Annotated in this window: 12 protein-coding genes; 7 read left to right on the forward strand and 5 right to left on the reverse strand. The window is 32.3% G+C overall.

Annotated features, from left to right (window positions below):
* Positions 1-24 precede the first annotated feature (24 nt).
* The 3 genes from EM932_RS07680 to EM932_RS07690 all read right to left on the reverse strand — a co-directional run bounded on the left by EM932_RS07680 (position 25) and on the right by EM932_RS07690 (position 3,623).
* Positions 25-1,698: a CotH kinase family protein gene (locus EM932_RS07680; protein ID WP_135876600.1), complete on the reverse strand. Its 1,674-nt coding sequence runs from the start codon at positions 1,696-1,698 to the stop codon at positions 25-27.
* Between the two features lie 176 nt (positions 1,699-1,874).
* Positions 1,875-2,261: a Co2+/Mg2+ efflux protein ApaG gene (gene apaG, locus EM932_RS07685; protein WP_135876601.1), complete on the reverse strand. Its 387-nt coding sequence runs from the start codon at positions 2,259-2,261 to the stop codon at positions 1,875-1,877.
* 111 nt (positions 2,262-2,372) lie between these two features.
* Complete coding sequence (locus tag EM932_RS07690) at positions 2,373-3,623, reverse strand: type IX secretion system plug protein (protein WP_135876602.1); 1,251 nt, start codon at positions 3,621-3,623, stop codon at positions 2,373-2,375.
* Between the two features lie 153 nt (positions 3,624-3,776).
* Between EM932_RS07690 and EM932_RS07695 the strand changes: the two genes are divergently transcribed.
* From EM932_RS07695 to nqrF, 6 genes are all read left to right on the forward strand, one after another.
* Positions 3,777-5,132 (forward strand): Na(+)-translocating NADH-quinone reductase subunit A, encoded by a 1,356-nt coding sequence (locus EM932_RS07695; protein ID WP_135876603.1) that lies wholly within the window; start codon positions 3,777-3,779, stop codon positions 5,130-5,132.
* A 107-nt stretch (positions 5,133-5,239) separates the two neighbouring features.
* On the forward strand, positions 5,240-6,466 hold the full coding sequence (locus EM932_RS07700; protein ID WP_135876604.1) for an NADH:ubiquinone reductase (Na(+)-transporting) subunit B: 1,227 nt from the start codon (positions 5,240-5,242) through the stop codon (positions 6,464-6,466).
* Between the two features lie 2 nt (positions 6,467-6,468).
* Positions 6,469-7,218: a Na(+)-translocating NADH-quinone reductase subunit C gene (locus EM932_RS07705; RefSeq protein WP_135876605.1), complete on the forward strand. Its 750-nt coding sequence runs from the start codon at positions 6,469-6,471 to the stop codon at positions 7,216-7,218.
* A 5-nt stretch (positions 7,219-7,223) separates the two neighbouring features.
* The gene (locus EM932_RS07710) at positions 7,224-7,868 is read left to right on the forward strand and encodes an NADH:ubiquinone reductase (Na(+)-transporting) subunit D (protein WP_135876606.1); all 645 of its coding nucleotides are present in this window, start codon (positions 7,224-7,226) and stop codon (positions 7,866-7,868) included.
* Positions 7,869-7,941: 73 nt separating this feature from the next.
* Entirely contained in the window at positions 7,942-8,709 is a 768-nt protein-coding gene (nqrE, locus tag EM932_RS07715) for an NADH:ubiquinone reductase (Na(+)-transporting) subunit E (protein ID WP_135876607.1), read from the forward strand.
* Positions 8,710-8,714: 5 nt separating this feature from the next.
* Positions 8,715-10,022, forward strand: a complete 1,308-nt coding sequence (gene nqrF, locus EM932_RS07720) for an NADH:ubiquinone reductase (Na(+)-transporting) subunit F (protein ID WP_135876608.1) — start codon at positions 8,715-8,717, stop codon at positions 10,020-10,022.
* A gap of 81 nt (positions 10,023-10,103) precedes the next feature.
* Here nqrF and EM932_RS07725 read toward each other — a convergent pair whose 3' ends face one another.
* Positions 10,104-10,562 (reverse strand): Na(+)-translocating NADH-quinone reductase subunit F, encoded by a 459-nt coding sequence (locus tag EM932_RS07725; RefSeq protein WP_135876609.1) that lies wholly within the window; start codon positions 10,560-10,562, stop codon positions 10,104-10,106.
* Positions 10,563-10,674: 112 nt separating this feature from the next.
* Between EM932_RS07725 and EM932_RS07730 the strand changes: the two genes are divergently transcribed.
* The gene (locus EM932_RS07730) at positions 10,675-11,550 is read left to right on the forward strand and encodes a DUF4846 domain-containing protein (protein ID WP_135876610.1); all 876 of its coding nucleotides are present in this window, start codon (positions 10,675-10,677) and stop codon (positions 11,548-11,550) included.
* A 113-nt stretch (positions 11,551-11,663) separates the two neighbouring features.
* Here EM932_RS07730 and EM932_RS07735 read toward each other — a convergent pair whose 3' ends face one another.
* Positions 11,664-12,410 carry a hypothetical protein gene (locus tag EM932_RS07735; RefSeq protein WP_135876611.1) on the reverse strand — a complete coding sequence of 249 codons (747 nt, stop codon included), beginning with the start codon at positions 12,408-12,410 and terminating at the stop codon, positions 11,664-11,666.
* Positions 12,411-12,458 lie beyond the last annotated feature (48 nt).

Raw genomic sequence — 12,458 nt, forward strand, 5'->3', positions numbered from 1 at the left:
TTGGTTAAATATATCACAGATTTATTACTTTACTATTAATTTGTAATAATTATTATTTAAAGTTATAATGTAATTTCCTTGTTGTAGTGTTTCTATGTTTATAGAATGGCTCTTTAATTCACCTTTTTTGACTAATTGTCCTAAAAAATTATGTATTGCATATTTTTTGTTTGCTAAGTTTTTTTTGTACTTAATGTTGATCTTATTGGTTGCTGGATTTGGATATAATATTGATTTCGTTGAATCAATATGGTTAAGAGATAATGTTTGGAAGTAATTATCAAGGTAAGAAAGTCTATTTTGAATCCAAGTTTTCATGTATAGTAAATCAACTTCATTAAAGTCATAATTTGGATATATTAAAGACTCCCTTTCGTATATCTTATTTTCAGAAAGGAATAGGTATTGCTTATCAATACTATCAATAAGGACATTAGTTTTTAGATTATTATTTCTATGATTAAGCCATTTATTGGATACATCGGTTAAGTAGTTTTGTGGGTTTAATTCAATAACTCTGTTATGAAAACCATTTATTAATATGTCTCCTGTTATATTCTGGTTTGTTCCATTCCATATGGTTCCAAAGCAGCCATCAAGATCCCACGGAACATAGAAGTAAGGTTCATTCGTATTGTATTTTGCAATGTAAATATTTTTACCAGTGTTATCCGTTGCTCGTAAAACGTTAAGGAATAAGAAATAATCTAGATAGTTATCGTAATTAAATTTGCTCCAGATATTATTTACAAAGTCTGAGTCTGTCGAATTGATTACAAAATCAGTGAAATCATAAAGGTTATTCCAGTCTGTTACATCATCTTCTTTAGGGTATTTCATTTCATGTCCGCCCCAAATTCTACTGTTATTATCAAAGTCTGGTAAGCTAGCAAAGACAGCTGGCCCCCATGCTATTCCTTTGTAGAGTTCTCCTCTAATGTCATCTTTATAGCTTTTTAGTTTTAACTGTTTCTTATCTACTTGCTCAGACAGATTGTAAATGCCATTATATTCTCCATTTAAAAATATCTCAGTGTAGTCTACATTAGCTCCAGCTTTTGCTTCGGGTTCTACAGGTAAATAATAAGGTGTGTGCAATTTTAACCACAATTTATTAGCAATGTAACTCCTTAATCTTAAGGGTTCGTTGTAGAGGGCATCTAAAATCCAGTCATCATCAGACCTTAAAGATCCAAATTCAACATTATGTGTGTCTTCTCCATTGTTATCTTCCCAAAATTCAAGGTCATAAGTTTTTTTAGGATAACTTTGAGAAGAGCCTCCTCTTATTTCTATTCCAATTTTAGAAGTTACGATTTGTTCGCTATCAGCGTAAACAAAATTGGCTAATACTTTTGGTTCATCTACAATAGTGTTAGCTGTTTCTATAGAAATAATAGGTAAAGATGTGAAGTATAATGTAAATTGATTAGAGTTATTACTTATGGTGTAAGATTGTTTGTAAGTTACGCTATCGGGGAGCGTGTTAAAAGAATATGCAACTTGATCTAAAAATAGGATTACTTCAGTGTAACTTGTTAAATCTGCAAAAGATTCTATGTTCTCTATGTGTGATATAATTAATGAACGCGTCTGATCAATTTTAAAATGATCTTTAGAAATATTAATGTTTAAAGTTTGAGAGACACAAAACAAGGTGCTAATTAAAAACGAAACTGTAAATAAATTCTTTTTCATCAAAAGTAGGTGTGATATGCTGTTGCGAGCATTAGTAGTTTATAACTAATCTAGTATTAGGTTTGGCTATAAATGTAGTAAAAAAAGGTTTGTCTGTTATTTTATTTTTAGCTTTAACAAGCTAAAGTCGATTGAAGGAAGTTGTAAAAAATGATATGTTTTTTTGTTGATGAGCCTTAATTTATAGCAAAAGGAGCACTTAGCTTAAAAGTAGGGATGGTTACCTGAAACTTTTTTGTAGTTGTAAAGTTTACCATACTATAATGCCCTTGCATGGCACCAAAAGGAGAGGTTAGCAAACATCCAGAAGTATAAGTATGAGACTCGCCAGGTTTCAATACTGGTTTTTTACCTATAACACCCTCGCCAGAAACTATTTCAATATTATTTAAAGCATCTAAAATTTCCCAATGGCGAGCGTTAAGCTGCACAGAATCTTTACTCTGGTTTTCAATAGTTATGGTATATCCAAAAGCATACTGCATTTTATAATTTTTATAAAATGAGCCTTCAAAAGTGGTGACCACCGATATTTTTATGCCTCTTGTTATTTGTTGAACCATGCTAACTATTAGTATACAAAGTGTTTAATGGGCGCTAAAATAGTAAATATTAAGTGGTTAGTAGTAATTTTTAATGCCTTTGGTTAAAAAACTAGTTAAAAAGCACAATTATTAGTTCGAAATGTTGACTGAGCTTCCTTCCCCAAGGCCAATAATTTTATCGTATCGCCCTCCTAAATCTCTATAATATACAATGACTTTATAATTGTTTTCTGTTTGATAAAAGTTCCCGCTAATAGCTCCTTCATCAATACTATTGTCACTATTTGCAACAATATATTTGTAATTATAAAAGCCTTGTTTTAAAAGTATGGCATTTGTGTAAACGTTGTGAGATTCATCAAAAATCATTTTAGTACTTTCGTCGATAACATAGTTGTTAAAATTACCATAAACATGAATGTCTTTGTTTTTTAAAGACTCTATAGGAAGTAATGAAAAATGTATCCACACGTAATCTGCCTCGATACTGGGGTTTTCTGCATCAATATTTAGAATCACATAATTACCATTAATATCAGGATTGTAGGTATATGGTCTGGTTGCTCTCTCAAAGTTTGTAAATAAATAATTGTGATACAAATCTTTTAAATCGATACTTTGTATACCTGTATTTGCCGCTCTAACATCCTTGTTTTCAAAAAACAAATACTCATTACCACCCCAAAAACTGGTTTCTGTATCGTATTTGTAAATTAACTGATTGCCAACGGTGTATTGCGGTTTTATGTTTGAAATAGCAGTATTCAGATTGTTATTTTGAACAATAACAGCTTTTACATTTTGGGTAGGATTATTAAATTGCATGGTGTTAGAATCAATTATGATTTCTATGCGTTGTTTTTCTTCAATAAACTGTACATCGCGTGAACGTTTAACGTTAACACCAACAGTAGCAGTGTTTTCATAAATCATGAATTTCCTTGAAAAAACAAGCTCGTCATCATTATTAAAAACGGAAAGCATATAATTGCCAGAAACTCTTAAGCCTCTGGTTTGTGCGTTAGGAATAGTAAGGGTGTAATGTGAATAAATTTGATAAGAGTTAAATGAGTTTTCGTAGTTTCTAATACGTTGGTTGTCAAAACCATCCATGTATTCCGATTTTACCAAAACAGATGGTGTCCAATCAAAATTAAAATGTTCAACTTTATAATAATAATCATCTTCCTCACCGTTTAAAACATCAAATTCTAAAATGACATACTCACCAAGCCTTAAAATTGGTAATTGTGTTTCAGGTGTATTGCCTTTAAAATTGATTGTTTTAATGTAATCTGGAGGTGCAACTTCTTCAACTTGGCTAAAAGCAATATAAGATACTAGAAGAATAGACAATAAAGCGGTAAATTTTAACGGCATTGTAGGACAATTTTTGTAAATATAAACAAATTTAATGCCGAAAATAAAACTTATTCCAAATGGGTTAAAATTCTATTCAATTTATTATGAAAACTGTATTTTAAATTTGTATTTTTGCACCGATTTTTAGACAACTAATTACAATAAAAAAATATGTCAAACGACATTCGCATTAAAAAAGGTCTAGACATTAAACTTAAGGGTGAAGCTGAAAAAACCTCTGAAAAGGCAATAGTAAGCAACTTTTATACTTTAAGACCTGAGGACTTCCACGGCGTTATACCTAAATTAATTTCTAAAGTTGGAACTAAAGTAAAAGCAGGTGAAACTGTTTTTTTCGATAAATCTAACGAAGCTATCAAATTTGCTTCTCCAGTTTCTGGTGAAGTTTTAGAAATTTCTCGTGGTGAAAAACGTAAAATATTAGCAATTAAAATCCAAGCGGATAAAGAGCAAGCCTATCAGGATTATGGTAAGTTTGATGTAGATGCTGCAGATTCTGAAGCTATCAAATCGCATTTACTAGCATCTGGTTGTTGGCCGTTTGTAAAACAACGCCCATATGATGTTATTGCAAATCCTGATAAAGCGCCAAAAGCTATTTTTATATCAGGGTATGCTAGTGCACCATTAGCAGCAGATTTGGATTTTACATTACAAGGAAAAGAAGCCGAATTACAAGCAGCTGTTACAGCTTTAGGAAAACTTACCGAAGGTAAAGTACATGTTTCTGTAGGTAAAAATGGAAACTCTCCATTAGTAGGATTAACGGGTATTACATTGCACCATGTTTCTGGACCACACCCATCGGGGAATGTAGGAACACAAATAAATAAAATAGACCCGATAAACAAAGGAGAAGTTGTTTGGACTGTTAATGCTCAAGACTTGATTATTATAGGTGAGTTGTTATTAACAGGAAAGTTTAATGCTGAGCGTATTGTAGCTTTAGTTGGTTCTTCAGTTGAGAAACCAAGATACTTTGTTACTAAGATAGGAAGCGAAGTAGCGACTATGGTTTATGATAAAGGCATTACTAAAGATTCTCATGATCGTATTATTTCGGGGAATGTTTTAAGTGGGAAACAAGTAAAACCAGATGGATATTTAGATTATTACAGTAATGTAATTTCTATAATTCCTGAAGGCGATGATTACGAGTTTTTTGGATGGAATAAACCTATTTTTAATAAAATATCAACATCCAGAGCATTTACCTTTTCATGGTTAAGCCCTAAGAAGTCATACGACTTAAATACAAATACAAATGGGGAGCATCGTGCTTTTGTAACTACTGGAACTTACGAAGAAGTATTTCCTTTAGATATATATCCAATGCAAATATTAAAGGCATGTATGTATAAGGATTTAGATGAAATGGAAGCTTTAGGAATGTATGAAGTAGCTCCTGAAGATTTTGCATTAACTGAATTTGTTTGTGTGTCTAAACAACCACATCAAAAAATTATAAGAGAAGGTTTAGACTTAATGCTTAAAGAAATTGGATAATTATTCATTTCGCTAAGTGAAATTTAAATATAATGAATGACTCAAAAAACAGTGATGACTCAAAATAATAATCACGTTTTATATATAGACGAAATGAAAAATATAACATGGGTTTAAAAGAAAGTTTACATAATTTTAAGGAAAAGAACAAAGACAAGAAGTGGCTACCTGCATTTTCTGCAATCCATACGTTTTTATACTTACCAAACGAGACCACACATAATGGGACTCATATAAAAGTTGCCGACGATTTAAAACGTACCATGAATACTGTTATTATGGCTATGGTACCATGTTTAATTTTCGGAATGTTTAATGCCGGTTACCAACATAATTTACAAGTTGGAGAGGTGCAAGCCGTTGCAGGAAGTTTCTTTAGTTCAGAATTTTGGACTATGGCTAACTTTATGATTGGTTTCTGGAAAATTATACCATTAGTTATTGTGTCTTATGGTGTTGGTTTAGGAATTGAATTCATATTTGCTATTATTAAAGGACACGAAGTTGAAGAAGGGTACTTAGTAACAGGAATGTTAGTACCGTTAATTGTCCCAGTAGATATTCCACTTTGGATGCTGGCTGTTGCAGTTGTGTTTGGTGTTGTTATAGGTAAAGAAGTTTTTGGGGGTACAGGAATGAATATCCTTAATCCTGCATTAACTATTCGTGCATTCCTATTCTTCGCTTATCCTACTTGGATGTCTGGAGATAAAGTTTGGGTTGAAGGTGCTGTTGAAAGAACTAAAGAGATTGCAGCAGGAGCAAATCTAGATGCTATTTCTGGTGAAACCATATTAGGAAGTTTAGCACAAGGAAAAGAAGCAGGGTATGAAGTGATGGATATGTTCTTAGGATTTATTCCTGGTTCGGTTGGTGAAACATCTGCTTTATTAATATTACTGGGAGGTTTGTTCTTAATCTTCGCAAAAATAGGGAGTTGGAGAATCATGTTATCTTCAGTTATTGGAGCTTTAGTCATGGGATTGATCTTTAATCAAGTAGTTGATTCTGGATGGATAACAGAAAGCAGTAAGTTTTACGGATTAATGAGTACAACTTGGTGGCACCACTTACTTATTGGAGGTTTTGCTTTTGGTACCGTATTTATGGCTACAGATCCTGTAACAGCTTCTCAAACCAATAAAGGGAAATGGATTTATGGTTTCTTTGTAGGGTTTATTTCTATTATGATTCGTGTATTTAACCCTGCATATCCTGAAGGTGTAATGTTAGCCATTTTATTAATGAATGTATTTGCACCAACTATCGATCATTATGTTGTTCAAGGTAATGTTAAGAAAAGAAAGAAACGTTTAAACGCAAAAGTTGCATAACGATGGAAAATAGAACAGATAAAAATTCATATACTATCCTATTCGCCATAGGAATGGTATTGATTGTTGGAGCATTATTAGCCTTTGTTGCTTCATCATTAAAACCAAACATAACAGAGAACAAGCGTATCGAAAAGCAACAAAATATCTTGTATGCTATGGGCGTAAATGAAAATGAAGAAGGTAGCGCTAATTTTATTTCTACAGATAAAGTAGCTGATGAGTTTACAAAATATATCACTAAACAGATAGTAATCACTAACGGAACTCAAGCTGAAGAAAATAGTGAAGCTTATTTAATCGATGTTAAAAAAGAGCAATCTAAAGCTAAAAGCGGAGGAGAAAGACGTTTACCATTGTTTATTGGAGAAAAAGAAGGCAAAACCTATTATATAGCGCCTATTAGAGGAAAAGGACTTTGGGATGCCGTTTGGGCTTATGTTGCTATGGATAAAAATATGGTTGTACAAGGGGCGTATTTTGATCACCAAGGAGAAACAGCTGGTCTTGGAGCAAATATTAAAGAACGTTTTTTCATGGATGATTTTATAGGAGAACATTTATTAGATGCTTCAGGAAATTTTGTTGGGATTAACATTTCAAAAAGTAATGCAGATCCTCTAAATAAAGATAAAACTGATAATGAGGTTGATGCTATTGCAGGTGCTACTATTACAGGGGATGGTGTATCAGCAATGTTGAGAAGCGACTTGAAGTTGTATGTGCCTTATTTTAAAACTTTAAAAAACTAGTATTTATGGGACTTTTATCAAGAAAAGACAGCAAACTAATATTAGACCCTTTAGCAGACGATAATCCAATTACAATTCAAGTTCTTGGAATTTGTTCAGCTTTAGCGATTACTGCTCAATTGAAGGCTTCCATAGTTATGGCCATTTCGGTATTGTTTGTTTTAGGTGCAGGTAATGTAGTGATCTCATTAATTAGAAATATTATTCCGTCTAAAATTAGAATTATAGTACAGCTTACTGTTGTAGCTGCTTTGGTTATTATTGTAGATCAAGTATTAAAAGCATTCTCTTATCAATTAAGTAAGGAGCTAGGTGCTTTTATTGGACTTATAATTACGAACTGTATTATTATGGGGCGTTTTGAAGCTTTTGCTTTAGGAAATGGTCCATGGCGTTCATTCCTTGATGGAATTGGTAATGCACTTGGATACGGTGTTATTCTAATAATAGTTGGTTTCTTTAGAGAATTGTTAGGCTCTGGAACATTATTAGGTTTTAAAGTACTAGGAGACCCTATTGCAAAAACAGGATTGTATAGTATTGGTTATGAGAATAACGGTTTTATGTTATTAGCACCAATGGCTTTAATAGTTGTAGGCGTTATTATTTGGGTACAAAGAACTAGAAACAAAGCATTAATCGAAGACTAATCAGTAAGCAGTATACGGTCACAGTAAACAGCAAAAACTGCAAACTGAGACTGATACTGAAAACTAAAAGAATATGGAACATATAGAATTATTTTTCAAATCAATATTTATAGATAACATGGTATTTGCTACATTCTTAGGGATGTGTTCTTACCTGGCTGTATCTAAAAAAGTAAGTACAGCTGTTGGTCTTGGTGCCGCAGTAATATTTGTATTAGCTATTACAGTACCATTAAACTGGTTATTAGATCAGTATATTCTACAAGAAGGCGCTTTATCTTGGTTAGGTGAAGAATATGCATCTTACGATTTAAGTTTCTTATCATTCATCATGTTTATTGCAACTATTGCGACCATGGTACAATTAGTAGAAATTGTTGTAGAAAAGTTTTCACCATCATTATATAACTCATTAGGAATCTTTTTACCGCTAATAGCAGTAAACTGTGCCATTTTAGGAGGTTCTTTATTTATGCAATCTCGTGAAATTCCCACATTAGGATTAGCAACAACTTATGGTGTTGGTTCTGGTATTGGATGGTTTTTAGCGATTTTAGCAATTGCAGCTATTCGTGAAAAAATTAGATATTCAAATGTACCACCAGCATTAAGAGGTTTAGGAATCACATTTATTATAACAGGTTTAATGGCAATTGGTTTTATGAGTTTTGGAGGTATGCTAACTGGAGGAGATGAAGCTTCTAAAGAAGAAAAAACAGCTTCTATAGAGAAACATGAAGATAATGAAAATGTCGCGTTGAGCACTTCGACTACGCTCAGTATAAACTCTGTCGAAACGTCTGAAGATAAAGTGATAGCTAACAACATAAAAAGTAAATAAGTAAGATGATATTAGCAGCAGGTACATTAGGAACCATAGTAGCAACAGTAACAGCATTTTTAATCATTACGTTGTTGTTAGTCGCTTTACTACTATTTGTAAAACAAAAACTATCACCATCTGGTCCAGTAAAAATTACCATTAATGGTGAACGTGAAGTTGAAGTCGCTTCTGGAGATAGTTTATTAACAACATTAGGAGCCCAAAAAATATTTTTACCATCTGCATGTGGTGGTGGTGGAACATGCATTCAATGTGAGTGTCACGTATTAGAAGGAGGAGGAGAAGCTTTACCAACAGAAACGCCACACTTTACACGTAAAGAATTACAACATGGTGCACGTTTAGCTTGTCAGGTTAAAGTAAAGCAAGACATGAATATTACCATTCCAGAAGAAGTGTTTGGTATTAAAAAATGGGAAGCAACAGTTGTACGTAACTATAACGTAGCATCTTTTATTAAAGAGTTTGTTGTTGAAATTCCTGAAGATATGGGATATAAAGCAGGAGGGTATATTCAAATTGAAATCCCTGAATGCGAAATTAAGTATTCAGATATAGATATTACTGCGCACCCTGAAGAACATGAAACGCCAGATAAGTTTCAAGCCGAGTGGGATAAATTTGGTCTTTGGCCGTTAGTAATGAAGAATACTGAAATAGTAGAAAGAGCTTATTCTATGGCCTCTTTCCCTGCTGAAGGACGTGAGATTATGTTGAATGTACGTATTGCTACACCACCATGGGATCGTGCTAAAAATGGATGGATGGATGTTAATCCTGGAGTAGCATCTTCTTATATATTTGCTCAAAAACCAGGTGATAAAGTAACCATTTCAGGACCTTACGGTGAATTCTTTATTAATGAATCTGAAAGTGAAATGCTTTACGTAGGAGGGGGTGCTGGTATGGCACCAATGCGTTCGCATTTATATCACTTATTCAAAACGTTAAGGACTGGAAGAAAAGTAACGTATTGGTATGGTGGACGATCTAAGCGTGAATTATTCTATTTAGAGCATTTCTATGAGTTAGAAAAAGAGTTCCCTAACTTTAGATTTTTCTTGGCATTATCTGAACCTTTACCAGAAGATAACTGGAAAGTGAAAGAAAATATTGATGCACCAGGTGACGGTTTTGTCGGATTTATTCACAACTGTGTAATTGATAACTATTTAAGTTTACACGAATCACCAGAAGATATCGAACTTTATTTCTGTGGACCACCATTAATGAATAAGGCGGTTCAAAAAATGGGAGAAGATTTTGGTATCCCAGATGAGCATATCAGATTTGATGACTTTGGAGGCTAGAAAATAGTTGCCATTTAAATATAAAATAAAACCCGACAGTCTGTTGGGTTTTTTCATTTAAAAATATGAATGTAGGTCCCTCTAATTGAAAAAATCTAAGTCGTATTTCGGTTCTTCATTTTCAAACTCAAACAGTTTTGTATAATCCATGGCATTAGAAATATTGTCTAAATGGCATAAAAACCTCACGACTTCGTTTAAACCATTAAATAAAATATCTTTATCAGTAGGGTTGTTAGGCTTCTTATTTTTATGATGTAGAGGTAAGGTATAACCACAGGCTTTTAAAAAAATATTTTCAATTTTTAATAATTCTAAAGGCGTATAACCATTAAATCGTCTTTCAAGTGTTTCATGCACTTTGCCGATATAATTCAATTTTAATGACCCATGTACATCGGAAAGGTATTTCCAACTATCAGTGTTGTCTAAAATATTGCCAACGGCACACTGCTTACAGCATTCCGGGTTTAATTCATTATTATGAAATGCAGTATATAACTTTTTTAAGGCCTGTTCCAAACGTTCTGAAGTCTTCATAAGCATGATTTTTAGATTAAATTACTAAAAAATATAAATTTAAACTGTTAAAATTACTCTTAAACTTTTATTAATAAGATACCAAGCCTTAATCATTAACGTTTAATGAAGCATGAAAAGACTTTTAATTTCTATTTTGACTCTAGCTGTAGTAGGCATTATCATTCTCCAACTAAGACGAGTTAAAAGTGCAGCTAAGAGTTTTGTGACTACATTAGAGACATCTGGCTTTAGTTTATTAAATAAAGATAGTCTCACAATAAGATCCAGAGTTAATGCTCCCGATGGTTATAAACGCGTACAGTACCCAGAAGGTTCTTTTCAAGACTATTTACGTAACTATAAATTAAAAACGTTTGGAGCTAAGGTTATTAATTATAATGGCTCTGAATATTATTGGCAAGGTGGTCATGTTGGTATATTAAATATTCAGGTGCCTAAAAATGGATTACAACAATGTGCTGATGCTTTAATTAGAGTAAGAAGCGAGTTTCTATGGGATAATAATAGAAAAAAGGACATTGGGTTTAATTTTACGAGTGGTCATTACTGTTCTTGGCTAAAATATGCAGAAGGCTACAGACCGAAAATTAATGGTAACCGAGTAACATTTCATAAATCGGCTTCAAAAAATCATTCTAAAGAGAATTTTTATAAGTATTTAAATTTAATTTACATGTATTCTGGTACACTTTCATTGTATAACGAATTGCCAAAAATTGAGGATACTAAAGACCTAAAAATTGGAGACATGCTCATTAGAGGAGGCTCACCAGGGCATATTGTTATGATATGTGATGAAGTTATAAACAGTAAAGGAGAGAAATTGTATTTATTATTTCAAGGAAATACCCCGGCACAAAGTGTTCATTTGGTTAAGAATTTAGAGGATTCAGATATCTCACCCTGGTATGAGCTTAAAAAAGATGCAGTGATTCCTGTTTCAAATTATACATTTATGAGTTCTAAATTTGTTCGGTTTAAATAATTTCACTTTTAAGAAATCTGATTATTAAAAGCACAAAAAAGCTTTACTGGGTTAGAGTAAAGCTTTTTTTATATATTAAATACCTAATTAAAAAGTATTAAGCATTATAATGATTAATCATCTAAATCAGATTTGTTATAAACCCAACCAGGTAATGCAGAACTATCAAAGTTAGGCTTTCTTGTAGTATTTACATTTTCAAAACAAGAAGCATAAACTAATGATTTTACACTTAAAATATCATACACTTTATCATGTTGTTCTTTTGTGAAAGTTCCAAATACAAGATTAGGGTCAACAAATTTATATGCACCGTCTTCAAGAATAAAAGCAAACATAGTTTTTACATCGCTTTCATAAAAATCAGTGTTTTTATCGTAGTCAGATTCATTATCAATGTAACTTTTTCCAGCTACTAAAAGATATTCATTTCCTGATTTTACATTCTTAACGGCAACGGTACCTCTAAACAATAGATGGTAATCATCGTTGTATAAGCCTGGCTTTCCTTTTAAATTGTATTTGTTTCCATTATACACTTTTTCAAAATAAGGAGTACTAAGACGCTCTAATTTACTAGAATGTACATGTTTTAAAAATTCTTCTTTTGTTTTAAAGTAAGAAGGTAAATTTTCGGCACAGTAGCCAGGGTACCATTTTGGAGTGTATTCAGTATGTAACAACTCATGGCTTCCTTTTTTAAAGATTACTGGACGTTCATAAACTCTTGGATTATAAAAGTTATAATTTCCAATTTGAAACAGTTCACAGTTATCTGTATTGGCATTTTCTTTTACACTTGTTTTACAAGAAATAATAAAACAAAAAAGCATTAGGGTTTTTAATATTGTTTTATTCATAATTAAAAGTATTGTTGTAAAACTTAAAATTGGTGATTTTAGGTTTTA

Source organism: Flavivirga rizhaonensis (genome assembly GCF_004791695.1).
In the GTDB taxonomy this organism is placed as follows: domain Bacteria; phylum Bacteroidota; class Bacteroidia; order Flavobacteriales; family Flavobacteriaceae; genus Flavivirga; species Flavivirga rizhaonensis.